A 23,546-nucleotide genomic window follows, 5' to 3' on the forward strand; every position below is an offset into this window, starting at 1 on the left:
GCAAGCAATATTGGTAGGGACCACGGATAGCTGGAGTGGATTAATTTAGCGGATATACCGCGCTACGATTTTTCTTATATCAACTTTTAATATGCTCAGCTATCAATACTTTTTATTCTGAAATCCCACTCTCTCCGCCCATATAAATTGACAAGGCGTGCGCTTTCTATTTATTGTTCGGGATATCATTGCCTTTAAAATATAAATTATTACGCCGGCGATGGTATTGACTGTACGTTCCAGCGTTTACCAGATAACACAACATCAACCCATCTCATATCAATATATATGAGATTAATAATATGGAAGTTATTTATGTCTCAGATGGTCGCACTGTCGATTATTATTTTAATTCTTTATATCGGCGACGTTGTTTCAACCCGCACAAAAGCCTGGATTCCCTCCGTATTTGTCTGTGCGGTCCTGTTTTTAATCGGGTACTGGACATTTTTCCCGGCAGATATTATCAGCCGGGCCGGAATCGGCACGCCGGTTGCCATAATGCTGATGTATCTGTTAATCACCAATATGGGCACCCTGCTGTCGCTAAAAGAGCTGGCGCAGCAGTGGAAGACCGTAGTCATCTCCCTCGCCGGCATTGCCGGGATCGCGGCGGCGGTCTTTGCGGTGAGCCTGGCGCTGTTCGACCGCAACACCGCTCTGGTCACCATTCCTCCGCTGGTCGGCGGTATCGTCTCATCGCTGATTATGTCTCAGGGCGCGAGCAGCGCCGGACTGGTCGACCTGTCGGTTTTTGCCATTTTGATTTACGTAATGCAGGGGTTTGCGGGATATCCGCTCACCGCCATCATGCTGCAGCGCGAAGGTAAAACGCTGCTTGCCCGCTACCGCAGCGGCGAGCACCGACCCGATGACATCGCCGGTGAGCACGCGATGCTCACCGTTGGCGAGGAGAAAATGCCGCGCCTGTTCAGTAAAATCCCCGTTAGCTACAACAGCAACTACTTTAAATTCCTGCGGCTGGCGCTGGTCGGCTGTCTGGCCTGGCTTGTCGCCGATCTCGCGAAGCCGATAGTGAATATCAGCCCCTTCGTGCTGTGCCTGTTTTTTGGCGTGGTGTTTACCTCGTTAGGCTTTCTTGAAAAGCATATGCTGCATAAGGCGAACGGCTTTGGCTTCGCTATTATGGCATTGATGCTATTTATCTTTGATACCTTAAACAAAGCCACGCCGGAGATGCTGCTGCGCCTGCTTTTCCCGATGGTGGTGTTAATCGCCACGGCGGCGATCGGGATGTTTGTTGTCTCCTGGCTGGTCGGGAAACTGCTTGGCGTCAGCGGCCCAATGGCTTTCGCCATCTCATTGACCGCGCTGTACGGTTTCCCCGCCGACTATATTATTACCAACGAGGCCATTAACGCCCTCACCCACGATGAAAAAGAGCGCCAGATGCTGACCCACCATATGCTGGGCCCGATGCTGGTCGGCGGATTCGTCTCCGTCACCATGGTGTCGGTGGTGTTAGCCGGAATTCTGGTCGGCTATCTGACCCCCGCTATCGGCTGAGCGCGTTGAATTTTTAGCAAATGATGGAGCCATTGATGATTAACCCTGACATCACCGCGATTATCGCCAGAGAAGAACAGGCGATGATCGCTTTTCGTCGCGACCTGCACGCCCATCCGGAACTTCCCTGGGAGGAGAAGCGCACCACGGATCGCGTCGCCGCCGGACTGGAGGCCATCGGTATCCCTTACCGCCGGACGCATCCTACCGGAATCATCGCCGACATCGCCGGCGGCCAGCCGGGTAAAACCGTGGCTCTGCGCGCCGATATGGATGCGTTACCGGTGGTGGAGCTGAACGATCCGCTCGACTATAAATCACAACCCCCCGGGAAAATGCACGCCTGCGGCCATGACGCCCATACCGCCATGCTGCTGACCGCCGCCCGTGCGTTATATGACGTCCGCGAGCAGCTGGCAGGCAACGTCCGGCTGATCTTTCAGCCTGCGGAAGAGATTGCCGAGGGGGCGAAGGCGATGATTCAGCAGGGGGCTATCGATAACGTGGATAACGTTTTCGGGATGCATATCTGGTCCGGCACGCCGTCCGGCAAAATCTCCTGCAACGTCGGTTCCTCCTTTGCCTCAGCCGATTTGCTGAAAGTGACCTTCCGCGGCCGCGGCGGCCACGGTTCGATGCCGGAGGCCTGCGTCGATGCGGCGGTGGTCGCTTCCGCTTTCGTGATGAATCTGCAGGCTATTGTGGCGCGAGAAACCTCCCCGCTGGAGTCCGCGGTAGTCACCATCGGCAAAATGGATGTCGGCACGCGCTTTAACGTCATTGCCGAGAACGCCGTTCTTGACGGTACCGTGCGCTGCTTCAGCCTGGAAGCGCGCCAGCGCCTGGAAACGGCCATTACCCGCTATGCCGAGCATACCGCCGCGGTATATGGGGCGACCGCTCAGGTTGACTACTGCTACGGTACGCTACCGGTGATCAACGAAGAGCGCAGCGCGCTGCTGGCGCAGTCGGTTATCCGCGACGCGTTCGGCGATGGCGTCCTTTTCAATGAAAAACCGACCACCGGCGGAGAAGATTTTAGTTTTTATATGCAAAATATCCCCGGCGCCTTTGCGCTGCTCGGCTCGGGCAATAAAGAGAAAGGCAGCGACTACGCGCACCATCACGGCTGCTTTAATATCGACGAGCAGGTGATGAAAAGCGGCGCTGAACTGTACGCGCAGTACGCCTGGCGCTACCTGCAGCAAAACGCGTTTTAAGCCAACCCTCCCCCGACGCCGCTCGGGGGAATATCACATTCCCGCCGCCTCTCCTTGAAAATGCCTTGTCGATATCGCAAAAAACAACAACAATCACTCTATTGTTGATGACACGGAGGCACTCATGTCTACCTCGTTTTTTGTCGCTGCCGACTGGCTGGCAGAGCATATTGATGACCCGGAAATCCAGATTATCGACGCGCGGATGGCCCCCCCGGGACAGGAAGAGCGCGATCTTAACGCTGAGTATCAGGCAGGCCATATTCCCGGCGCCGTCTTTTTCGATATCGAAGCCCTCTCTGACCACACCAGCCCGCTGCCGCACATGATGCCGCGCGCGGAGGCGTTTGCCGTCGCCATGCGCGAACTTGGCGTCAGCAGCGATAAGCATCTGGTGGTATACGATGAAGGCAATCTCTTCTCCGCGCCGCGCGCCTGGTGGATGCTGCGCACGTTCGGCGTTGAAAAGGTGTCGATTGTCGCCGGTGGGCTGGAGGGCTGGCGCCGCGATGGGCTACCGCTGGAGCAGGGCCTCCCCGAACTGCCGGAAGGTGATTTTGACGGCCGCGTCGATCCGCTGGCGATCAAGCGCTTGACGGATGTGCTGCTGGTCAGCCACGAAGGATCGGCGCAGATCGTCGATGCGCGCCCGGCAGGACGCTTTAATGGCCAGGTGGCAGAGCCGCGACCGGGACTGCGCAGCGGGCATATTCCCGGCGCGCTAAACGTACCGTGGACGGAACTGGTGATTAACGGCGAACTGAAAACCACCGATGAACTCAACGAGATCTTCGCGCGTCAGGGCGTCGATTTTGAACGGCCGATTATTGCCAGCTGCGGCTCCGGCGTAACGGCGGCGGTCGTCGTGCTGGCGCTCACCACCCTCGGCGTTAACGGCGTTAGCCTGTACGACGGCTCATGGAGCGAATGGGGCGCGCGGACGGATTTGCCGATTGAACCGGCGCAGTAGGCAGTAAAGAGAACAACGGGGGCCTGAGCCCCCGTTGAGTTAAATAATCCGATTGTGCTTAAAGTCGCGCAGGAAGCTGCCCCAGCGCTTTTCATAAAACGGCGTGATGTGGGCGATCATAAAGTGGCTAATCCCCTTTTCCCCCTCCACCACCTGACAGATATCAATCGGCTCGTCGCCGGGAAGCGTATCGGTCGCCACGCTGCCGGTCGCCTGAATAACCTCCTCAATATCGCCTTCCGCTTCAATGCCAATCAGCAGGTTGGCTGGCGCATCGGCGCTGTCTTTGATAGAGCATAAAAACGCGCGCTTCACCGTTTTCAGGGTCTTAAACAGCGCGGTCAGCGAGTCCACCATCTGCGCGGGCGGCTCGGCAACCTCAGACAGCAGCAGCGACTCTCCGCCTTCAAGCACGGTCTGGGTGCTGAGCGGGCTGCCCTCTTCCCCCAGCAGATGGCTAATCTCACGCGGCGCAAACTCTTTGCCGGTGGCGAGTTTGGCATTGAGATAGAGCGTTTCGCCGAGGGTCATGGCGAACAGCGTGCGCACCGGCATCACCACAAAAGACTGTTCGTCCTCAACGGCCTGCTGCAGCGCTTCCAGCGAGGTGAAAAAAGGAATGACCGATGTGCCATCATCTTTTTCCCAGTGCTGCAGATCCAGCACGCTGTCTTCAACGACCTGCTCGCCCTGAGCGGCGGCTCCGGGTACCCACACGGTAGCTTCCAGCAGCGTACGGAAAAACGCCGGACGATGGCCTGGCTCGGTAGCCGCCTTCTCCAGCAGGGTTTCTAGCTCATTTTTAGTTTCGGACATAGTAGTTCCACAACGAAAATCCCCTCACCCCGGCTCTCTCCACGAAGGAAGCGGGAGAAAGCCGAACGTGACCTCCCCCTGAAACATCAGGGGGAGGGTCAGGGGAAAGGGTTATTCCGCGGTCAGCAAATTAGCAATAGTGCGCACGCCGAGGCCGGTCGCGCCCGCCGACCACTGCTCAACCGCAGATTTGCGGTAGGTCGCCGAGCAGTCGATATGCAGCCAGCCTTCATGATAATTCTCCACGAAGTGGGACAGAAAGCCCGCCGCGGTGCTGGCGCCGGCCGGATAGGCCGCGCTGCCGGTATTGTTCAGTTCAGCAAAGTTGGACGGCAGCTGGCCGCGGTGGAACTCAGCCAGCGGCAGGCGCCAGAAAGCTTCGTTTTCAGCCTGCGCGCTCGCCAGCAGGCGATTCGCCAGCGCATCATCAAAGCTGAACAGCGCGTGATAATCATTGCCCAGCGCGGTTTTCGCCGCGCCGGTCAGCGTGGCGGCATCGATGATCAGCGCCGGCTTTTGCGCCGAAGCATTGATCAGGCCGTCCGCCAGCACCAGGCGACCTTCCGCATCGGTGTTCATGATTTCCACGGTTTTGCCGTTGCGATAGTGAATAATATCGCCCAGTTTGAAGGCGTTACCGCTAATCAGGTTATCGGCGCAGCACAGATACAGCTTCACGCGCTTGTTCAGGCCGCGCGTGATGGCGAACGCCAGCGCGCCGGCCACCGTCGCCGCGCCGCCCATATCGGACTTCATCGAGTCCATAAACGCGCTCTGCTTGATGCTGTATCCGCCGGAGTCAAAGGTGATGCCTTTACCGACCAGGCAGGCGTACACCGGGGCTTCTTTGTCGCCGGTTGGGTTATAGTCCAGCGCCAGCAGGACCGGCGGACGCTCGGAGCCGCGGCCGACGGTGTGGAGGCCCAGGTAGTTCTGTTCGCGCAGATCTTCGCCCTTGGTGATGCGATAAGAGACGTTATCGCAGGCCACGCTGCACAGCAGGTCTACCGCACGCTGCGCCAGCTGTTCCGGCCCCAGCTCTTCCGCCGGGGCGTTGATGGTGTCGCGGACCCAGTCAATAATGGTCAGGCGGTTATCCAGTTCGCTTTTCTGCGCATCGTCGAGGGCCGGCCACTCCACTTTGCGGCTGCCTTTCGGGCCTTTATAACCGGCCCAGAACGCCCATGCGCGATCGGTATCCCAGCCCTTGCCGTCAAGCGCGACATGTTTGATGCCCATGCCGTCAATTTTTCGCGCCGCGCGCTGAATCAAACCGAGGTCGTCTTTGCCGTTCAGATGCAGGGCGATGCCGTCGTTATTAATGCTGTAAGATGCTTTTTCTCCCCAGCGCGCATCGGCTGGCTGAGCGGTAAGCGTAATTTTCATAGCTTCGGTCATTATCATTATCCTTCTTAGCAAACGGGCCGCCGTATGGCAGCCCGTAAAGTTCTTTCGCTCGTTGATTCATCCGGCTTAAACCACCGGGTAAATCATGACGCGAAAATTATTCTGCTTCGTCTAACCAGACTAGCAGAATCGCCTCAAGAATTTTTTCATTGGATGCGTTCGGATCGTCATCAAACTCTTCCAGATCGCAAATCCACTGATGCAGATCGGTGAAGCGAACGGTTTTCGGGTCGAGATCCGGGAAAGCGTCGTACAGCGCTTCCCCGATTTCACGACTATCGGTCCATTTCAGTCCCATATTAATGCTCGCGTGCGTGGTTGATGGTGTAACGCGGAATTTCGATGACCAAATCTTCGTCAGTCACCCGCGCCTGGCAGCTCAGACGGCTGTCGGGCTCAAGCCCCCAGGCCTTATCCAGCATGTCGTCTTCATCTTCGGTACTTTCCGCCAGCGAGTCAAAGCCTTCACGCACGATGCAGTGGCAGGTGGTGCAGGCACAGGATTTTTCGCAGGCGTGTTCAATCTCAATACCGCTACGCAGCGCTGCATCAAGAATGGTCTCACCGGTCTCAGCTTCCACAACTACGCCATCCGGACACAGGTCCTGGTGGGGCAGAAAAACAATTTTTGGCATTTTAAACCTCGTCCACGGATTGGCCTTTCAGCGCGATACGGACCGATTGATCCATACGACGTGCGGCAAATTCCTGGGTTTGTGTGTCGATATTTTTAATCGCTTCTTTGATTGCATCGGCATCATCGCCTGCCGCTGCGGCGCGCACTTGCTCCGCGGCGTCATCGATAGCCTGACGCTCTGCGGCGCTTAACAGCGCGGCGTCGGCGGCCAGCGCGCTGACCAGACTTTCCAGTACGCGCGCGGCTTCAACTTTTTGCTCGGCCAGCATACGCGCCTGGACATCCTGTTCGGCGTAGCTCATCGAATCTTTAATCATGCTGGCGATCTCGCCATCGGTCAGACCGTAGGACGGTTTCACCTGGATAGAGGCCTCAACGCCGGTCGATTTCTCCATCGCCGTCACGCTCAGCAGGCCATCGGCATCCACCTGGAAGGTCACGCGAATATGCGCCCCGCCCGCCGGTAATGCCGGAATGCCGCGCAGCGCAAAGCGCGCCAGGGAGCGGCAGTCCTGCACCAGCTCGCGCTCGCCCTGCATAACGTGGATAGACATCGCCGTCTGACCATCTTTGAAGGTAGTGAACTCCTGCGCGCGCGCCACCGGAATGGTGGTGTTACGCGGGATAACCTTTTCCACCAGGCCACCCATGGTTTCCAGCCCCAGAGAGAGCGGAATGACATCAAGCAGCAGCAGCTCGCTGTCCGGCTTATTGCCCACCAGGATATCCGCCTGAATCGCCGCGCCGATGGCGACAACTTTATCCGGGTCGATAGAGGTCAGCGGCGTACGGCCAAAGAATTCGCCGACGCGTTCGCGCACCAGCGGCACGCGGGTCGAGCCGCCCACCATCACCACTTCCAGCACCTCTTGCGCCTCAACGCCGGCGTCTTTCAACGCGCGACGGCAGGCCAGCAAGGTGCGTTTGACCAGCGGCGCGATCAGGGCATTAAACTGGCTACGGGTCACCTCCCCCTGCCAGCCGCCGACGTTCACCTGCGCCGTCTCGGCATCGCTGAGGGCGATTTTCGCCGCGATCGCCGCGTCAAGCAGCTCGCGCTGCAGGCGGTTATCGCTGCGATCGTTCAGGCCAGCCTGCTCGCGCAGATAATCGGCCAGCAGATGATCGAAATCGTCGCCGCCGAGCGCGGAATCGCCGCCGGTGGCCAGGACTTCAAACACGCCGCGGCTCAAGCGCAGCACGGAGATATCAAAAGTACCGCCGCCGAGATCGTAAACCGCGATGACCCCTTCCTGACCGGAGTCCAGGCCGTAGGCTATCGCCGCCGCGGTCGGCTCGTTCAGCAGACGCAGCACGTGCAGGCCCGCCAGACGCGCCGCGTCTTTGGTTCCCTGCCGCTGAGCATCATCGAAGTAGGCCGGCACGGTAATCACCACGCCGTCGAGCTCGCCCGCCAGCGCCTCGGTGGCGCGTTCGGCCAGCGCTTTTAGAATGTCGGCAGATACGCGGATCGGATTGAGCAAACCTCCCGTAGTCTGAATCATCGGCAGGCCGTTTTCGCTGGCCTGCAGCTGATAAGGCAGATGTGGGTAGCGGGCCTCGATATCGGCCAGAGAGCGGCCCATCATGCGTTTGACGGAGCTGATGGTGTTGACCGGATCCAGAGCGGCGTTTTGTCGCGCGTCATAGCCCACCGTCAAACCCGAAGCCTGATAGTTCACCACCGACGGCAGCAAATAGCGCCCCTGATGGTCGGGCAGAGTTTCGGCCTGGCCGCTACGCACGGTAGCCACCAGTGAATTGGTGGTGCCCAGGTCGATACCCGCCGCCAGACGTCGCTGGTGCGGCGCGGCGCTCAGTCCGGGCTCACTAATTTGTAATAAGGCCATAATTGCTTCCGAAAATTAAAAATCGAGCAGTTTTTCTTCGAGTTGTTCCGCACTGCTTCGCAGTTTATCGAGAAAACGCAGCTTGCGCACGGTATCCGCCGCCGCCTCCCACGTCTCGTTATTCAGTTGTTCAACCATCAGCTGATGCCGGGTATCAAATTGCGCTTTGACCCGCTTGATAAAGCTTTCCAGCCGCGCTTCATCTTTCGCCTTGCCTATCTCATCGAGCTCTTCGCGCAGTTCCAGCTGTTCCATCAGGAACGCGGTATCGCGCACGGTATGCTGCTCGCTGGCGAGATCGAAACCGTGAAGTGAAAGGAGATATTCGGCGCGGGTCAGCGGATGACGAAGGGTTTGCCACGCCTGATTAATGGTGGCGGACTGCTGCACCGCGGCGAGCTGTTCGGCCGCGCTGCCGCTGGCGAACTTATCGGGATGATACTGGCGCTGTAGCTCCTGGTACCGGGCAGCCAGGGGTTCTAACGAAAGGGTATAGCTGGCCGGTAACCCGAAGAGGGTAAAATAGTCCATAGCAACCTCAGGGTTAACGAGATAAAGCAAACCCCACTTACGGACGTCCGCAGTGGGGTTTAGATTACATTGCGATTATACGTTAAAGCTTTCGCCGCAGCCGCACTCGTCTTTCACGTTCGGGTTGGTGAACTTAAACCCTTCGTTAAGACCTTCTTTGACGAAGTCCAGCTGCGTACCGTCGAGGAACTGCAAACTTTTGCCGTCGATCACGACCTTCACGCCTTTGTCTTCAAACACGGTGTCTTCTGCCGCCGGCTCGTCAACAAACTCCAGTACATAAGCCATACCCGAGCAGCCGGAAGTTCTGACTCCCAGGCGCAGACCAAACCCTTTACCGCGGTTGGCCAGAAAGGTGTTGACTCGCGCTGCTGCACTGTCGCTTAAAGTAATCGACATAACAAACCTCAACTCTTAATTATTTTGCTTCACGTTTGCTTTTGTAATCCGCAATCGCGGCTTTAATCGCGTCTTCCGCCAGAATAGAGCAGTGAATTTTCACCGGCGGCAGCTCAAGCTCGTCTGCGATATCGGTGTTTTTGATCGCCTGAGCTTCGTCCAGCGATTTCCCTTTCACCCACTCGGTCACCAGGGAGCTGGAAGCAATAGCGGAACCGCAGCCGTAGGTCTTGAAACGCGCGTCTTCAATGATACCTTCATTGTTGACTTTAATCTGCAACTTCATCACGTCGCCGCACGCCGGTGCGCCAACCATGCCGCTGCCGACGTTTTCGTCGCTATTGTCGAAGGAGCCGACGTTGCGCGGATTCTCGTAATGATCGATAACTTTTTCGCTGTAAGCCATGATGAATTCTCCTTATTGGTGCCGAATTAGTGATGTGACCATTCAATGCTGTTCAGATCCACGCCCTGCTTGAACATTTCCCACAGCGGAGAAAGTTCGCGCAGACGACCAATGGAGTTGCGAACCAGATTGATGGTGTAGTCAATCTCTTCTTCGGTAGTAAAACGACCTAAAGAGAAACGAATAGAGCTATGCGCCAGCTCGTCGGTCATCCCCAGCGCGCGCAGCACGTAGGACGGCTCGAGGCTTGCGGAAGTACAGGCGGAACCAGAAGAGACCGCCAGGTCTTTCAGCGCCATAATCAGCGACTCGCCTTCAACATAGTTAAAGCTGACGTTGAGAATGTTCGGCGCGCCCTGCTCGAGATCGCCGTTCAGGTAGACCTCTTCCATATCTTTTACGCCGTCCCACAGACGGTTACGCAGGCCGCGCAGGCGGGCCATTTCGCTTTCCATCTCTTCTTTCGCGATACGGTAAGCTTCACCCATACCGACGATCTGGTGGACAGGCAGCGTCCCGGAGCGCATGCCGCGCTCGTGACCGCCGCCGTGCATCTGCGCTTCGATACGAATACGCGGTTTACGACGCACGTACAGCGCGCCGATGCCTTTCGGGCCATAGATTTTGTGGCCGGAGAAGGACATCAGATCAACTTTCAGCTGGCTCAGGTCGATAGGCAGTTTGCCCACGCTCTGGGTCGCGTCAACGTGGTAAATGATACCGCGGGCGCGGCACATCTCGCCGATGGTAGCGATATCCTGCACCACGCCGATTTCGTTATTCACGTGCATAATGGAAACAAGGATGGTGTCATCACGCATCGCGGCTTCCAGCTCTTTTAAATCGATAATGCCGTTACGCTGCGGGGCGAGGTAGGTCACTTCAAACCCTTCGCGCTCCAGCTGACGGCAGGTGTCCAGCACGGCTTTATGTTCGGTTTTGCTGGTGATGATGTGCTTGCCTTTTTTCTGATAAAAGTTGGCTGCACCTTTAATCGCCAGGTTGTCGGATTCCGTCGCGCCGGAAGTAAAAACGATTTCGCGCGGGTCAGCGCCGACCAGCTCGGCAATCTGATTACGGGCGATATCTACCGCCTCTTCAGCCTGCCAGCCAAAACGGTGTGAACGCGAGGCCGGGTTACCAAAGGTCCCGTCCAGGGTCAGGAACTGCATCATTTTCTCGGCAACACGCGGGTCCACCGGCGTGGTTGCGGAGTAATCGAGATAGATCGGTAATTTCATTGCTCTATAAACTCCGTACATCGCTTCAATGCAAGGAATCAGGCAACCGGCTGGATGTACGACCGAGTACACAGGATGTCGGAACATCCTGGCCTGATTCGAAAATCTTTTTTATCTTTTTTACTCAGCTCGTTTCATCTTGCAGCCGATAGCTGCAAGATGAAACTGAACGAGAACTACGCGCGCAGTTTGACGTCGATGGCGTCCTGAGCGCGGGTGCTACGCTGGGATTCATGGTTGTGCTGACGGCCGGAGACATCAAGGATTTCCTGGTTATTCACCAGTTCGCCCAGCGTGATGTTATTCAGAAAACCGGTCAGTCGCTCGCTCAGATCGCGCCACAGCGCGTGAGTCAGACACTTATCGCCGCCCTGGCAGCCGCCTTTACCCTGACAACGGGTGGCGTCAACGGATTCGTCCACTGCGCTGATAACTTCGCCAACCGCGATGCTACCCGCTTCTTTACCTAACAGATAACCGCCGCCTGGACCACGTACGCTGGAAACCAGGCCATTTTTGCGCAGGCGAGAGAACAGCTGTTCCAGATAGGAAAGCGAAATTCCCTGACGCTCTGAAATATCAGCCAACGGAACCGGACCCGATTCAGAGTTGAGCGCAACGTCAAGCATCGCGGTCACGGCATAACGCCCTTTAGATGTCAGTCTCATGTCTTACTTAACCTCAAACTCGCCCCTGCCCGGGCTTTTTATTAATATGGGTATTGCATAGCAAGGGCAAGTCTGACATTCCCGAGTAAATTGGTCAACTATTTACTTGACTGTTTTAGTCAGGTATTTGGCTTTCCGTGCCGTTTCACTTCAGCGCGGCCTGGTGCCCTCGCCCCGGCCCTCTCCCACAAGGAGAGAGGGAACCCGCAGTACCGCGCCGCCGGGCAACGGCGTGCACTATGACTCTTTATTTTTCTGCTGCTGCTCAATTGACGCCAGCATGCCGCGCAGGATGTTCAGCTCCTGGCTTTCCGGGCGGGCGCGGGTAAACAAACGGCGCAGCTTGTTCATCACCTGGCCCGGGTGGCTGGCGCGGATAAACCCGGTTGCCAGCAGCGTCTGTTCCAGATGATCGTAGAAACGCTCTAAATCATCCACCAGCGGATACGGGGTTTCTTCATGCTCGACGACAGGTTCATTTTGCTCCTGCGCCGCCAGCCAGGCCATACGCACTTCATAGGAGATAACCTGCACCGCCATCGCCAGGTTCAGCGAGCTGTATTCCGGGTTGGCAGCGATTGCCACATGGTAGTGACACTTCTGCAGCTCTTCGTTAGTCAGGCCGACGCGTTCGCGGCCAAAGACCAGCGCGATCGGCGCATGCTGCGCTTCAGCAACGCTTTTCAGGCCGCATTCACGCGGGTCGAGCATCGGCCACGGCAGCGTACGGGAGCGCGCGCTGGTCCCCACGACGAGGCTACAGCCCGCCAGCGCTTCATCAAGGGTATCAACGATGTGTGCATTGCCAATGACGTCGCTGGCCCCCGCCGCCAGAGCGATGGCCTGAGAATCGGGTTTGACCAGAGGATTGACCAGCCACAGGTTGGTTAACCCCATGGTTTTCATTGCGCGGGCGACGGAGCCCATATTGCCGGTGTGTGAGGTTTCTACCAGTACGATTCGAATATTTTGCAGCATTATGGTTCTTCGGCTAAAGATTATTCGTGCATGCTATCATAAAACGAAGACATAAGGAGATTTCACTGTTACTATATGCGCCGTTTTTTCCCGTTCTTTAACATCCAGTGAGAGATACCGATGCATCCGATGCTGAACATCGCCGTGCGCGCAGCGCGCAAGGCGGGTAATTTAATTGCCAAGCACTACGAAACCCCTGACTCCGTAGAAACCAGCCAGAAAGGCAGCAATGATTTTGTGACCAACGTCGATAAAGCCGCCGAGGCGATGATTATCGAAACCATTCGCAAATCTTACCCGCAGCACACCATCATCACCGAAGAAAGCGGTGAGCACGCTGGTGAAGATCAGGATGTTCAATGGGTTATCGATCCACTGGATGGCACCACCAACTTCGTCAAACGTCTGCCGCACTTCTCCGTCTCCATCGCCGTACGCATTAAAGGCCGTACTGAAGTGGCCGTGGTTTACGATCCGATGCGTAACGAACTGTTCACCGCGACCCGCGGTCAGGGCGCGCAGCTGAACGGCTACCGCCTGCGCGGCAGCAGCGCTCGCGACCTGGATGGCACGATCATCGCCACCGGCTTCCCGTTCAAAGCAAAACAGCACGCGACCTCTTACATGAACATCCTCGGCAACATGTTCACCGAATGCGCGGATTTCCGCCGCACCGGTTCCGCTGCCCTGGATCTGGCCTACGTTGCCGCTGGCCGGGTTGACGGCTACTTTGAAATCGCGCTGAAACCGTGGGATTTCGCGGCAGGCGAGCTGATCGCCCGTGAAGCAGGCGCTATCGTCTGCGACTTTACCGGCGGCCATAACTACCTGCTGACCGGCAACATCGTTGCAGGTAACCCGCGCGTCGTTAAAGCGATGCTGGCCAATATGCGCGAGCATCTCAGTGAAGCGCTGAAGCGTTAATATCTCACTGAATGAAAAGCAAAAAGGAAGCCGCGGCTTCCTTTTTTTATCGCATTAAAACGGCCGCAGGCCGCCGCCCGATGGCATCGCGCTACTCCACATCACGATGGCCGCCGCCAGTAAAATCACGCCGCCGGCCAGCGCCAGCGTTGCCCAACCGATCTGCTTCCACAGCGCCGGCGCCCGATTCGCGCTCAGCCTGACCGCCAGCTGGCGGAAACCATGAACCAGCAGCGCCAGCGCGCTAATCGTCAGCGAGGTTCCCGCCGCCATCGCCATCGCGGCCGCCATGCCCCAGCCAAATACGCCGATAACCTTGCTGAATAACAGCACCATAATGGCTCCGGAGCAGGGCCGCATCCCCATTGACAGCACGATAGCCAGCCGCGCCCGCCAGTCATCGCCGCTTTGCAGCTGTTCCGGCGCCGGCAGATGCTGGTGTCCGCAGCCGCAGCCGCAGCTGGCGTGATGAACGTGATGCGCGGTGAAGGCGGTGAATGTCGGCCGGCGCAGCAGCATCCGCAGCTTTTTCAGCGCCCGCCAGCACAGCAAAAGGCCCAGCGCGCCGACCAGCAGATAGCTTCCCTTTTCCAGCCAGAAGCTGCTCAGATGCAGCTGTCTTGCCGGCAGCCGCAGCAGCGTCAGTACCACCACCACTAAGACGATAGCCACCAGTCCCTGCAGCAACGAAGCGGCCAGCGTCAGGCCGATGCTCGATTTCAGCTTCGACGGATGGGTTGCCAGCCAGGTGGTTATGACCACCTTGCCGTGCCCCGGCCCCAGCGCATGCAGAACGCCGTAGACGAAGCTAAACCCCAGCAGCGACAGCCCGGCGGCGGCAGGATTCTCCGCAACCGCCTGCAGAAGCCGACTCAGTTCGACATTCAGCGCGCGCTGCCAGACCGCGCTTTGCAGCAGCACCTGCGGCCAGGCCCGCCATAGCCAGAAGCCAGCTCCGGCTGCCAGCAGCAGAAACAGCGCCAGCGGCCACAGCTGACGCCAGCGCGGCGAACGGCCGGTTTGAGCAAAAATCACTGACATTGCAGCGTCACCTTTTGCGCGAAGTAATTCCCCAGTTCCATATCCTCCGGCGGCGCATCCGCCTTATCCAGCGACTGCGCGTAGGACAACATTTTTTCGTTAGGCTTCGGCGTCATCACTTTTGCCGTGCAGCTTGTCTTCATCGCCGTCGGTAGTGTGAAGTCTGCGTCTTTGTCGTAATACATATCAACATAATAGGTCGGGTCGTAGGTGGAAAAGGTGAAGGTTTGCCCGGCCAGAGGCTGCGGCTTCGCCAGCGGCAGGGTAAAGGTGAGCACCGCCTGATGACCGCTGCGTTCAAGGCCATAACCAGCGGGCCGATTATCAAACTTCACCCGCTGGCCGTTGTGCCATAGCTCGCTGAAATAGTGCTGGCCCAGCACGTTCGCCATCACTTCCGCCGCCAGCTTTTTCCAGATTTCGCTACCGGGTTTAGCGTTGCCCGCATCATAGAGCAGATCGGCGGAGGTGATTTCATCCATCGTCCAGCGCATTTTAAAGCCGGTGAGCAGCCCATTTTCCGCCACGGCCTCCGTTTGCAAACTGATGAAACTGTGCGGATGCGCCGCCGCAGATAGCGATAAAAACATGAAAAACGCTACGCTAACGCATTGTTTCACTCTCTTCATCTGTTCCTCGCGTGAAAAATTCTGTGAACCCCGCCAGCAATCCTGATGTAAAGACCCGGAAATGCCCTGTTCACCCTCAATACATTAACTACTCTTAACGAAAACCCTAACTGGAACTAACCGGATGATGACAGTGATTGAACCACCATCTGTGCTTTCCAGTCCACAGCGCCGTAGCCAGGTGCTCCTGATGTTTTATCTGCCCGGGCAGTCCGTGACGCCCGAATGGCTGGGTAACCTCACCCAGGTTGATGAGGATACCGCCCGGCAGGACATTGCGGAGACGGGACGCGAGATTCAGCGTTATCACCGCTTGACCCTTGCTTCACAAGCGGACGGCAGCTATCGGATGGAAGGCGCCGCGCTCGATCAACGCTTATGCCTGCTGCACGGCCTGCGCCGCGGGCTGCGCCTGTGCCCGCATTTTGTCAGCCACCATTTTACCCCGGCGTTGAAAACGCAGCTTAAACAGCAGGGTATCGCACGCACGCTGTATGACGACACCAATCTTCAGGCATTGGTCAACCGCTGCTCGCGCGCCCTGAACCGGCAGTTTGACTGCCGCGACGTGCATTTTCTGCGTCTTTATTTACAGTATTGTTTGCTGCAGCACCACCTTGGACAGAGCCCCACTTTCACCCACGAGCAGCAGCGCTGGGCGCAAGCCGCCGCCGAGTTTTCCCTCGCCGAGGAGATTGTCCGCCACTGGCAGCGGCGGGTTGCGGCAACGCCCCATGCCGGAGAACAGCTGTTTCTGGCCCTGCTGTTTATGCTGTTGAAAACCCCCGATCCTATCCGCGATGGTCATCAGCACGATCGCCGTCTGCATCTGGCCATTTCCGGGCTGATTCACCGCTTTCAGAACCTGGCGGGCCGTCCGTTTAGCGATGAACAGGGGCTGAGCGATCAGCTCTATATTCACCTTTCGCAGGCGCTACACCGCAGCGTTTTCGCTATCGGTATCGATAACGCGCTGCCGGAGGAGATTGGCCGTCTTTATCCTCGCTTGATGCGCACAACGCAGGCTGCGCTGGCGGAGTTTGAAGCCAGCTGGCAGGTACGCTTTAGCCAGGAGGAAGTCAGTTTAATCGCGGTGATCTTCGGCGCCTGGCTGATGCAAAAAAGCGATCTGCAGGAGAAACAGGTGGTTCTGCTGACCGATGATAACCCGGACCTTGAGCAGTCGCTGGAGCAGCAGCTGCGCGAGTTAACCCTGCTGCCGCTCAATATAAAGTATTTGAGCGTGAGCACCTTTCAGAAAGAGGGCGCGCCGAAGGAAGTGACGCTGATCGTCACTCCCTATGCCACGGCGCTGCCGCTGTTTTCGCCGCCGCTGTTTCACGCCGAAGAGACGTTCAGCGATCATCAGCAGCAGCAGATTTGCAAAATGCTGGAGGCCTAAGCCACCGCTTTTGGCCGCACCACCAGCGCCGGTAAGGCCACCAGCGCCATCACCCAGAAAACGCCCTGGTGCAGATGCTGGTAGAGGAAACCGGCAAAGACCGTCATCACCGCAATGCTGCCGCCCATCGCGACGGCGGAGTAGACCGCCTGCAGGCGGATCACTTCGCTGCCCTGACGCGCTGCAATGTAGCGCATCGCCGCCAGATGGCACACCGTAAAGGTGCCGCAGTGGAGGATCTGCGCGACGATAAGCCAGGGTAGCGCCGTCGTCCAGCCCATCAACGTCCAGCGAATTAGCCCGCACACCGCGGACAGCAGCAGCAGATCGCGGGCGCTAAAGCGGCGGAAGACTTTTTTGCTCAGCGCGAAAATCACCACTTCCGCCACGACGCCAAGCGACCACAGGTAGCCCACGGCGGAGGCGGAATACCCCGCTTCCTGCCAGTAGATAGCGCTAAATCCGTAGTAGGCGGCGTGCGCGCCCTGCAGCAAACAGACGCAGGCGAGGAAGCGCCAGCTTTGCCGCACCAGCGTAAGCCAGGCCGCCAGGCCGGCCGCTTCCTGCTGGCGGGATTCGCCTTGCGGCTGCACCGACGGCTTCAGCAGCATGCCGAGCAGCATGGAGGCAATACCGACGCTGAGCATCACCAGTATCATCCGGTAGTCATACAGGCTGACCAGCTTCCCGGTCAGCGCCGAGCCAATGACGAAAGCTATCGACCCCCACAGGCGCACGCGCCCGTAGTCCATGGTGATCTGCTTTTGCCAGGTATTCGCCAGCGCGTCGGTCAGCGGCACCAGCGGCGAGAAAAAGAGGTTAAAGCCGACGATAATCACCATCAGCCAGGCAACCTGGTGGCCGATCCAAAATGCGAGCGCAAAGAGCAGCGTCAGCAGCGCCAGAATGCGCAGAGAAGAGATAAGACGGGACGGGTCGCTGACCCGCGGCGCAATCAGCAGGCTGCCAAGAAAGCGCGACACCAGCCCGGCGCCGAGCAGCATGCCGATGGTTTCCGGCGTCAGGCCAAGTCCGGAAAGCCAGACGCTCCAGAAAGGCAGGAAGATGCCGTAGCTAAAAAAATAGGTGAAGTAACTTAGCGCCAGCCAGCGCGTGGAGTGTAAGACCATGATTCCCTCCCGAATGGAGGCGACAGTCTGGCGATAAAGCGGGGCGGGCGCAAGATACCCTCGCCCCAGATATGGCGCTATTCGCGCCCCTGTACGTCTATTTTCAGCGAAAAACTCAGCGTATCTCCGGCGCCTAAAACCCGCAGCCCCGGCTGTCCGTCCATGTTATGGGCGTTTACCGGATGACTTTGCGGCTCGAGGCAAAGGAACGGCTCGCCCTGCATTCTGAAAAGCATCAACCACGGAGTTTGCGAAAGAATTGTGATATCCATCACATCACTACTCACCCTCGCCCGCCCGCTCCAGCCGGAATAGCCCACGTTCAGCCAGCGATCCTCACCGTACTGCGCGTGGCTGAAATCGGCGTCGCCGGGCAACTGGCCTTGCCAGCCGAGAGGAAGATGCTGCTCCCCTTCCGGCCAGTAGCCGGCGGCTGCAAACTGCACCGTACTGCGCTTATCAAAAGGAAAAAACGGATGAAAACCGCAGCCATAGGGGATGGGCGTGCTATCGCAGTGGGTAAGCGTCAGCGCAGCCACCAGCTGGTTACGCAGCAGCTGGTAGCGGATCTGCGCCAGGTAATCGAAACCGCAGGCATGCTGCCGATGCAGCTGTAACACGCAATAGTCGCCGCCGCGCGCAATCATATCCCAGCGCTGCAGCCAACCGTCGCCGTGGAGAAAAAAATGCGCGTCGGCGTGGTGGCGAGGCAGAACTATCTCACGTCCCTGAAAAATAAAGCGGTTCCCGGCGACGCGATTGGCCAGCGGCAGCATCGGAAACATGCCGCCGGCGGGGTTTTCATACAGCACCGGCGCCTGATAATGCCGCGAGTATAAACTTTGCACTTTGCCGCCCAGAGAAGCGACGCGCATCCGCAGATGCGCGTTTTCCAGAATCCACTCTTCCGCCATTAGCGCGTCTGCTCCTGCTTCATCGCCTGAGCGCCCGCATGACGTTGCGCCAGCTGCTCTTCCAGGGCTTCGAGAGTGACCCCCTTCGTTTCCGGCACGTTGCGCAGAATATAGAGGTAGCCGGCAGCGCAAATGACGCCATACAGCAGGAAACTGCCCGCCGCGCCCAGTCCGGCATTAAGCAGCGGGAAAGTGTAGGTTAACAAGAAACAGGCAATCCACAGCGCCAGGGTGCCTAAGGACATCGCGAGTCCGCGAACGCGGTTAGGGAAGATTTCCGCCAGCAGTACCCAGGTAACCGGCGCCAGGGTCAAGGCGTAAATAGCAATCGCCGCCAGCACCAGCAGCAGAACGGGCCAGCCCATGATGCCCATGCCATAGGCGGCGGCAATCAGAACATAGATCAGCGTCAACCCTGAGGCACCGAGCAGCATTAATTTACGGCGGCCGATTTTATCCACCAGCGGCAGCGCGGCGAGGGTAAACACCAGGTTGACGATTCCCGTTGCGACGATCGATTTCAGCGTGCTGTTAATATCGAATCCCGCCGAGGCAAAAATCTCCTGCGCGTAGTTAAAGATGACGTTAATTCCGCACCACTGCTGGAAGACGGCGAGGACCATACCAATGATAACGATCGGTTTAACCTGCGGAGCCAGCAGCGCGCCGTAGGATATTTTATGGTTATCTTTTTCCAGCGTGTGCGCGATGTCGCGTAATATCCTGTCGGCATAGTCGGCGGAGCCAATGCGCTCCAGCGCGGCCCGGGCGCGATCCGGCTTACCGGCCTTCATGAGCCAGCGCGGCGACTCAGGAACAAAAAACATCAGCACCAAAAACGCCAGCGCAGGCACCAGTTCCGCGCCGAACATCCAGCGCCAGCCCATCTGCCCGTTCCAGGTCTCCACAATCATCTGCTGCGTCGCCCCCGTCGCTACGGGTTCCGCAATCATCAGGTTGATAAGCTGAGCGGCCAGCACGCCAATCACGATAGTGAGCTGGTTTATCGCAACAAAGCGCCCTCTTTTTTCTGCCGGGCTGACTTCCGCGATGTAAAGCGGGCTGAGCGCGGATGCCAGACCAATGCCCACGCCGCCCACAATGCGGTAAACCACAAACATGTCGAAACTGCTGGCAACCGCCGTCCCCCACGCCGAGGCGCTGAACAGCACGGCGGACAGTATTAAGGGCAGCTTGCGCCCCAGTTTATCGGCGCACCATCCCGAGATTAATGCGCCGAAAACGCAGCCCACCAGCGCTGAGCTCATTGCCCAGCCGGACTGCGCCGGGTCGGTAATGGAAAACCAGGCTTCATAAAACGGCTTTGCGCCGCCAATCACCACCCAGTCATAGCCAAAGAGTAAACCACCGCAGGCGGCGACCAGACAGATAGTCCAGACGTAGCCCATTTTCAGATGTGTCTGCGCGTTATTCATAATGATTCCTCTATAAGGGAAACGCAGGGAACAGTAGGGTTCAGGCGGGCCAGGCCCGCCCGTTTCAGGTTCAGGAAAACATGCCGCTTTGCAGGGCATGACGAATCAGATGCGCCTTATCATGAGCCGGGTTCAGCTGCAGCAGCCGCTGCATCGCCTGCTGGCTGGCGGATAAGTTGCCCAGCCCCAGATGGCCCAGCGCTTCAATAAACAAACAGTGCTGCTGATGCTGCTGCTGCGCTGAAACATCGAGCACCACCAGATCCGGGAGAGAGACGGCAAAAAAGTCGGCTTGCGGAACGTCATCCCGATGCTGCCTGGCCCAGGCGATAAAATTCTGGAAGTGCTGCTCGGCCTGCGCCGGATTACCGCTCTTACGCAGCGCGATGCCCTGCCAGAAAAGGTAATCGGCGGGCTGATCGTTGTAGTAACGCCCGGCGTCCAGCGTTGAGCCCCCTTGCAGGGCAAGCTGGTAATATTCCGCTGCCCGGTGCGCATCCCCAGTCTGTTCCGCGCAATAGCCCAGCAAATACCAGATATCGTTGTCCGTCTGCCCGGGCAGCCGCCCCTCTCCCAGATTATCGGGATAGCGTAACGCTTCATTCAGGCAGCGAGCGGCCTGCGTGAACGCCTTACGTTCGATCAACTGTAAAGCGCGATGGAGCTGATTGAGCAAATACTGGCCGGTAACTTTCCCCTCCCCGCCTTCCCAGGGATGAAATACGCGCGTACCGAGAATAGTGGCGGCATCGGCGTAATGGCCGGCTGCGTTCCACAGGCTTAACAGCTCAGCGGTCAGGTCATCCCGTTTCAGCACCACCGCTTTGCGCACCGCCAGCGTTTCCAGTCGTTCGTTTACCGGCGTACCCAGTGATTTTTTCAGGAAATCAAGCTCAAAGAGGAAGCGCGCGTTTTCGGGTTCAAGCTCTACGGCCCGCTGCAGATAAGCCAGCGCCTGCGCGGCATCCTGTTGTTTGTTCCAGGCGTAGACCCCCAGCAGACGATGCGCGGGCGCATAGTCGGGAGATTTTTCCAGCGTCTCGCGCCAGCAGCTTACCGCCTCTTCATAGCGACGTTTGCTGTACCAGAAGCAACCGAGCAGATAGCGGGCAAAAGCGCTATCGCTCAGGGTTTGCAGCATCTGGACTTCATCGAGCGTATTGGGGAAACGCACTTTTCGCGCATGGCAGCGCTCGGCTTCGGCAATTAACCGTTGCCGTTTATTCGCATCATCGCTTAACGAGGCGCGCCACAGCATCGGCAGCGCCTCCTGGCAATCCAGAACCTCAAGCACCTCCTTCGCCGCCTGCTTCTGACCGATGGAGAGCAGCCAGCCCGCCAGCAGGCTGCCGTTGATCCCTCTGCGCCCCGTTACGCGCAGCAGGCTCGCGCGCGACTCATCGCCCGGCGCAATCATCCAGCGCGCGCAGTGCAGCGGATAGCTCAACGGGTATTGTTCGAGGCAGACGACAATATACGCCTGTGCCTCTTTCGTCCGCCCGCTGTTCGCTAACGCCAGCGCTTTCAGCCCCATAGCCAGATGGTTGCTGGCGTTAAACTGCAGGCTGGTGTTGACCTTTTCCAGCGCGTCGGCGGTATCGCCACGCTTCATCGCCAGCCTTGCCAGCGCCCACCAGGCGGCATCGCGGCAGTTACCGCTCCAGGACGCTTTGTAATAGCAATCCCATGCTCCAGCTTCATCGCCCTGCCTTTCCAGCGCGCTGCCAAGCAGCATGCTGGCTTCGCCATCGCGCGGATTTTTATTCAGACGATGGGCGCGAAGTAGCGCGGCCCGGGCACATTGCTCCGCCAGCCCCCAGTCGGCGCAATTAAACGCCAGCGTCCCGAGGGCAACATTATTGCGGTAATCCTGCGGATCGAGGGCTATCGCCCGGCGATAGTAATCCGCGGCATAGCGGCTTGCATGATTGTATTGTTCAAGATGCTGGCCGATAAAATAGAGCTCATCGCCGTTGTGAATCTCTTCCGGCATCGCCGGCGCGCAGGCAGGTTCGGGCAGGGGCGTCTGCTGAGTAATATGTTCCTGATAATCCAGCAGCGGCTGGTTGTCCGCGGTTTTCACCTTAAGGGTTAAGCGCCGGGCGTCATTTTCCGGCAGCGTATGCTGCCAGCTCTCGCCGGGCTTCAGCGTAAGCTGAGTTTCATACAGCGGCTGCTTTTCCGCGCTGAGTTCAACAACAATATTTTCCAGCGGCGCAATGGCGTAAACGCCGAGCTGCAGCTGCTCCGTCTCACGAACCAGCTTCAGCGCCAGCTGCGTATTGGCATTTTGCACCATCCCCAGCTCGCTATAGGGAAGGAAGTTTTGCACAAACACCTTCTCTTCATAAGGCGCAAGCCAGGTAAAGTCAGGCTGGTTATCGGTGTAGACGCCGGTCATCAGCTCGATATAGGGGCCATTTTCGTCGGTCAGATTGCGGTCCCACGCCTGGCCAAAGTCGCCATAGCCCCAGCTCCACTGTTTTTTGCCCGGCGAGACGTGATGGTCGGCAACATGCAGCAGCCCACCCCGCTCGTCGTGGTGATAAGCGCCGACAAAGTCGTAGTCCGATTTCTCCGCCATATACGAGGTGGGTACCGGAACGTTTTTATACCGGGAGATATCGACGCCCGCAGAATAGTCCACTTTGTAGTAGGTGCCGGTGGCGATGGGAAAAGCGGAAACATCGCGCTTGCCGTGATCGAATACGGCGGTGACGTCGGGTGGAAACACGCTCTGGTGAGCATCGCCGCCTTTGACCGCCGGGTTGGCCCACCACAGGAAATGACGCGGCGTTGCGTTACCATTAAAAACCTTACCGGTGATTTCAATCAGCGCGCGGTCAGGATAGAGAGTAAACCCGGTCATGACCTGTAAACCGCGCATGGGTTCCGCTTCCCCCATCCATACGGTCTGCACGCCGTTTTCCCCGCGCTGGATCGAAAAATCGACCGGCATAAAGGTCGTCGGGCGGTGATGCTGCGGCCAATTGAACTCGATACCGCCGGAGATCCAGGGCCCCAGTAGCCCTACCAGGGCGGGCTTAACGACTTCATTGTAATAGACGAAATCACGCTGTTTGACTTTGTCATACGCCCGGTGAATACGTCCGCCAAGCTCAGGCAGCAGCATGATACGAATGAAATCATTCTCCATCCATACTGCCTGATAATCGCGCATTTCACGCTCGCCGGTCAGGGTATCTATCACGCCATAGGGATAGACGTTGCCGGAGGAACCCTGATAAACGCGCTTTTCCAGAAACATGGGGTTCGGATCCTCCGCACCCGTCGTCCACGTAGGTAATGTAATTGTTTCCTGCCATACCTTAACCGAACCGTACATGACGCCTCCACTAAACGAAATAAAGTAAAACTTGCTATGAGAGGAGTTTATATCGCCATTTAGCTGCTAAAATG

Annotated in this window: 22 protein-coding genes; 5 read left to right on the top strand and 17 right to left on the bottom strand. The window is 57.8% G+C overall.

What is annotated here, in order from left to right; all coding sequences use genetic code 11:
* Nucleotides 1–315 precede the first annotated feature (315 nt).
* From ABLU96_RS03985 to sseA, 3 genes are all read left to right on the top strand, one after another.
* Nucleotides 316–1,527: a hypothetical protein gene (locus tag ABLU96_RS03985; RefSeq protein ID WP_064404365.1), complete on the top strand. Its 1,212-nt coding sequence runs from the start codon at nucleotides 316–318 to the stop codon at nucleotides 1,525–1,527.
* 35 nt (nucleotides 1,528–1,562) lie between these two features.
* Nucleotides 1,563–2,747, top strand: coding sequence for a M20 family metallopeptidase (locus tag ABLU96_RS03990; RefSeq protein ID WP_348862336.1), 1,185 nt, complete (start codon nucleotides 1,563–1,565; stop codon nucleotides 2,745–2,747).
* A gap of 124 nt (nucleotides 2,748–2,871) precedes the next feature.
* Nucleotides 2,872–3,717, top strand: a complete 846-nt coding sequence (gene sseA, locus ABLU96_RS03995) for a 3-mercaptopyruvate sulfurtransferase (protein WP_014230369.1) — start codon at nucleotides 2,872–2,874, stop codon at nucleotides 3,715–3,717.
* Nucleotides 3,718–3,756: 39 nt separating this feature from the next.
* Here the strand turns inward: sseA and sseB are convergent, their stop codons facing one another.
* The 11 genes from sseB to trmJ form a co-directional block, all read right to left on the bottom strand.
* The gene (gene sseB, locus ABLU96_RS04000) at nucleotides 3,757–4,533 is read right to left on the bottom strand and encodes an enhanced serine sensitivity protein SseB (RefSeq protein ID WP_025106598.1); all 777 of its coding nucleotides are present in this window, start codon (nucleotides 4,531–4,533) and stop codon (nucleotides 3,757–3,759) included.
* A gap of 111 nt (nucleotides 4,534–4,644) precedes the next feature.
* Complete coding sequence (pepB, locus tag ABLU96_RS04005) at nucleotides 4,645–5,931, bottom strand: aminopeptidase PepB (RefSeq protein ID WP_348862337.1); 1,287 nt, start codon at nucleotides 5,929–5,931, stop codon at nucleotides 4,645–4,647.
* A gap of 106 nt (nucleotides 5,932–6,037) precedes the next feature.
* The gene (gene iscX, locus ABLU96_RS04010; RefSeq protein ID WP_004104502.1) at nucleotides 6,038–6,238 is read right to left on the bottom strand and encodes a Fe-S cluster assembly protein IscX; all 201 of its coding nucleotides are present in this window, start codon (nucleotides 6,236–6,238) and stop codon (nucleotides 6,038–6,040) included.
* 1 nt (nucleotide 6,239) lies between these two features.
* On the bottom strand, nucleotides 6,240–6,575 hold the full coding sequence (gene fdx, locus ABLU96_RS04015; protein WP_004104503.1) for an ISC system 2Fe-2S type ferredoxin: 336 nt from the start codon (nucleotides 6,573–6,575) through the stop codon (nucleotides 6,240–6,242).
* Between the two features lies 1 nt (nucleotide 6,576).
* On the bottom strand, nucleotides 6,577–8,427 hold the full coding sequence (gene hscA / locus ABLU96_RS04020) for a Fe-S protein assembly chaperone HscA (RefSeq protein ID WP_025106596.1): 1,851 nt from the start codon (nucleotides 8,425–8,427) through the stop codon (nucleotides 6,577–6,579).
* Nucleotides 8,428–8,442: 15 nt separating this feature from the next.
* The gene (gene hscB, locus ABLU96_RS04025) at nucleotides 8,443–8,958 is read right to left on the bottom strand and encodes a co-chaperone HscB (protein WP_004104505.1); all 516 of its coding nucleotides are present in this window, start codon (nucleotides 8,956–8,958) and stop codon (nucleotides 8,443–8,445) included.
* A gap of 75 nt (nucleotides 8,959–9,033) precedes the next feature.
* Nucleotides 9,034–9,357 carry an iron-sulfur cluster assembly protein IscA gene (iscA, locus tag ABLU96_RS04030; protein ID WP_004104506.1) on the bottom strand — a complete coding sequence of 108 codons (324 nt, stop codon included), beginning with the start codon at nucleotides 9,355–9,357 and terminating at the stop codon, nucleotides 9,034–9,036.
* Between the two features lie 19 nt (nucleotides 9,358–9,376).
* Nucleotides 9,377–9,763 (bottom strand): Fe-S cluster assembly scaffold IscU, encoded by a 387-nt coding sequence (gene iscU, locus ABLU96_RS04035; protein WP_002913991.1) that lies wholly within the window; start codon nucleotides 9,761–9,763, stop codon nucleotides 9,377–9,379.
* A 26-nt stretch (nucleotides 9,764–9,789) separates the two neighbouring features.
* On the bottom strand, nucleotides 9,790–11,004 hold the full coding sequence (iscS, locus tag ABLU96_RS04040; RefSeq protein WP_004134936.1) for a cysteine desulfurase: 1,215 nt from the start codon (nucleotides 11,002–11,004) through the stop codon (nucleotides 9,790–9,792).
* A gap of 176 nt (nucleotides 11,005–11,180) precedes the next feature.
* On the bottom strand, nucleotides 11,181–11,672 hold the full coding sequence (gene iscR, locus ABLU96_RS04045) for a Fe-S cluster assembly transcriptional regulator IscR (RefSeq protein WP_004853217.1): 492 nt from the start codon (nucleotides 11,670–11,672) through the stop codon (nucleotides 11,181–11,183).
* Between the two features lie 237 nt (nucleotides 11,673–11,909).
* A complete protein-coding gene (gene trmJ, locus ABLU96_RS04050; protein ID WP_064404363.1) occupies nucleotides 11,910–12,650 on the bottom strand; it encodes a tRNA (cytosine(32)/uridine(32)-2'-O)-methyltransferase TrmJ in 741 nt (246 codons plus the stop codon).
* A gap of 120 nt (nucleotides 12,651–12,770) precedes the next feature.
* Between trmJ and suhB the strand changes: the two genes are divergently transcribed.
* Complete coding sequence (gene suhB / locus ABLU96_RS04055) at nucleotides 12,771–13,574, top strand: inositol-1-monophosphatase (protein ID WP_004853221.1); 804 nt, start codon at nucleotides 12,771–12,773, stop codon at nucleotides 13,572–13,574.
* 54 nt (nucleotides 13,575–13,628) lie between these two features.
* Here suhB and ABLU96_RS04060 read toward each other — a convergent pair whose 3' ends face one another.
* Complete coding sequence (locus ABLU96_RS04060; RefSeq protein WP_064404361.1) at nucleotides 13,629–14,615, bottom strand: nickel/cobalt transporter; 987 nt, start codon at nucleotides 14,613–14,615, stop codon at nucleotides 13,629–13,631.
* Nucleotides 14,606–15,244, bottom strand: a complete 639-nt coding sequence (locus ABLU96_RS04065; RefSeq protein ID WP_025106593.1) for a DUF1007 family protein — start codon at nucleotides 15,242–15,244, stop codon at nucleotides 14,606–14,608. The genes ABLU96_RS04060 and ABLU96_RS04065 overlap by 10 nt, the downstream gene beginning before the upstream one ends.
* Before the next feature lie 124 nt (nucleotides 15,245–15,368).
* Between ABLU96_RS04065 and csiE the strand changes: the two genes are divergently transcribed.
* On the top strand, nucleotides 15,369–16,646 hold the full coding sequence (csiE, locus tag ABLU96_RS04070; protein WP_032750899.1) for a stationary phase inducible protein CsiE: 1,278 nt from the start codon (nucleotides 15,369–15,371) through the stop codon (nucleotides 16,644–16,646).
* Here csiE and ABLU96_RS04075 read toward each other — a convergent pair.
* From ABLU96_RS04075 to ABLU96_RS04090, 4 genes are all read right to left on the bottom strand, one after another.
* Nucleotides 16,643–17,776 (bottom strand): 3-phenylpropionate MFS transporter, encoded by a 1,134-nt coding sequence (locus ABLU96_RS04075; protein ID WP_004853228.1) that lies wholly within the window; start codon nucleotides 17,774–17,776, stop codon nucleotides 16,643–16,645. The genes csiE and ABLU96_RS04075 overlap by 4 nt on opposite strands.
* A gap of 77 nt (nucleotides 17,777–17,853) precedes the next feature.
* Nucleotides 17,854–18,690 (bottom strand): aldose 1-epimerase, encoded by an 837-nt coding sequence (locus ABLU96_RS04080; protein WP_064404359.1) that lies wholly within the window; start codon nucleotides 18,688–18,690, stop codon nucleotides 17,854–17,856.
* The gene (locus ABLU96_RS04085; RefSeq protein ID WP_025106590.1) at nucleotides 18,690–20,126 is read right to left on the bottom strand and encodes a sugar porter family MFS transporter; all 1,437 of its coding nucleotides are present in this window, start codon (nucleotides 20,124–20,126) and stop codon (nucleotides 18,690–18,692) included. The genes ABLU96_RS04080 and ABLU96_RS04085 overlap by 1 nt, the downstream gene beginning before the upstream one ends.
* Nucleotides 20,127–20,196: 70 nt before the next feature.
* A complete protein-coding gene (locus ABLU96_RS04090) occupies nucleotides 20,197–23,472 on the bottom strand; it encodes a DUF5107 domain-containing protein (RefSeq protein WP_064407123.1) in 3,276 nt (1,091 codons plus the stop codon).
* Nucleotides 23,473–23,546 lie beyond the last annotated feature (74 nt).

Origin of the sequence: Klebsiella sp. CN_Kp106, assembly GCF_040064575.1 — a bacterium.
Lineage (GTDB): Bacteria > Pseudomonadota > Gammaproteobacteria > Enterobacterales > Enterobacteriaceae > Klebsiella > Klebsiella michiganensis.

What these genes read in the sequence shown, in the direction of transcription:
- ABLU96_RS03985 (WP_064404365.1), top strand. Translation starts at nt 316, where the DNA reads ATGTCTCAGATGGTCGCACTGTCGATTATTATTTTAATTCTTTATATC.
- ABLU96_RS03990 (WP_348862336.1), top strand. Translation starts at nt 1,563, where the DNA reads ATGATTAACCCTGACATCACCGCGATTATCGCCAGAGAAGAACAGGCG.
- sseA (WP_014230369.1), top strand. Translation starts at nt 2,872, where the DNA reads ATGTCTACCTCGTTTTTTGTCGCTGCCGACTGGCTGGCAGAGCATATT.
- sseB (WP_025106598.1), bottom strand. Translation starts at nt 4,533, where the DNA reads ATGTCCGAAACTAAAAATGAGCTAGAAACCCTGCTGGAGAAGGCGGCT.
- pepB (WP_348862337.1), bottom strand. Translation starts at nt 5,931, where the DNA reads ATGACCGAAGCTATGAAAATTACGCTTACCGCTCAGCCAGCCGATGCG.
- iscX (WP_004104502.1), bottom strand. Translation starts at nt 6,238, where the DNA reads ATGGGACTGAAATGGACCGATAGTCGTGAAATCGGGGAAGCGCTGTAC.
- fdx (WP_004104503.1), bottom strand. Translation starts at nt 6,575, where the DNA reads ATGCCAAAAATTGTTTTTCTGCCCCACCAGGACCTGTGTCCGGATGGC.
- hscA (WP_025106596.1), bottom strand. Translation starts at nt 8,427, where the DNA reads ATGGCCTTATTACAAATTAGTGAGCCCGGACTGAGCGCCGCGCCGCAC.
- hscB (WP_004104505.1), bottom strand. Translation starts at nt 8,958, where the DNA reads ATGGACTATTTTACCCTCTTCGGGTTACCGGCCAGCTATACCCTTTCG.
- iscA (WP_004104506.1), bottom strand. Translation starts at nt 9,357, where the DNA reads ATGTCGATTACTTTAAGCGACAGTGCAGCAGCGCGAGTCAACACCTTT.
- iscU (WP_002913991.1), bottom strand. Translation starts at nt 9,763, where the DNA reads ATGGCTTACAGCGAAAAAGTTATCGATCATTACGAGAATCCGCGCAAC.
- iscS (WP_004134936.1), bottom strand. Translation starts at nt 11,004, where the DNA reads ATGAAATTACCGATCTATCTCGATTACTCCGCAACCACGCCGGTGGAC.
- iscR (WP_004853217.1), bottom strand. Translation starts at nt 11,672, where the DNA reads ATGAGACTGACATCTAAAGGGCGTTATGCCGTGACCGCGATGCTTGAC.
- trmJ (WP_064404363.1), bottom strand. Translation starts at nt 12,650, where the DNA reads ATGCTGCAAAATATTCGAATCGTACTGGTAGAAACCTCACACACCGGC.
- suhB (WP_004853221.1), top strand. Translation starts at nt 12,771, where the DNA reads ATGCATCCGATGCTGAACATCGCCGTGCGCGCAGCGCGCAAGGCGGGT.
- ABLU96_RS04060 (WP_064404361.1), bottom strand. Translation starts at nt 14,615, where the DNA reads ATGTCAGTGATTTTTGCTCAAACCGGCCGTTCGCCGCGCTGGCGTCAG.
- ABLU96_RS04065 (WP_025106593.1), bottom strand. Translation starts at nt 15,244, where the DNA reads ATGAAGAGAGTGAAACAATGCGTTAGCGTAGCGTTTTTCATGTTTTTA.
- csiE (WP_032750899.1), top strand. Translation starts at nt 15,369, where the DNA reads ATGATGACAGTGATTGAACCACCATCTGTGCTTTCCAGTCCACAGCGC.
- ABLU96_RS04075 (WP_004853228.1), bottom strand. Translation starts at nt 17,776, where the DNA reads ATGGTCTTACACTCCACGCGCTGGCTGGCGCTAAGTTACTTCACCTAT.
- ABLU96_RS04080 (WP_064404359.1), bottom strand. Translation starts at nt 18,690, where the DNA reads ATGGCGGAAGAGTGGATTCTGGAAAACGCGCATCTGCGGATGCGCGTC.
- ABLU96_RS04085 (WP_025106590.1), bottom strand. Translation starts at nt 20,126, where the DNA reads ATGAATAACGCGCAGACACATCTGAAAATGGGCTACGTCTGGACTATC.
- ABLU96_RS04090 (WP_064407123.1), bottom strand. Translation starts at nt 23,472, where the DNA reads ATGTACGGTTCGGTTAAGGTATGGCAGGAAACAATTACATTACCTACG.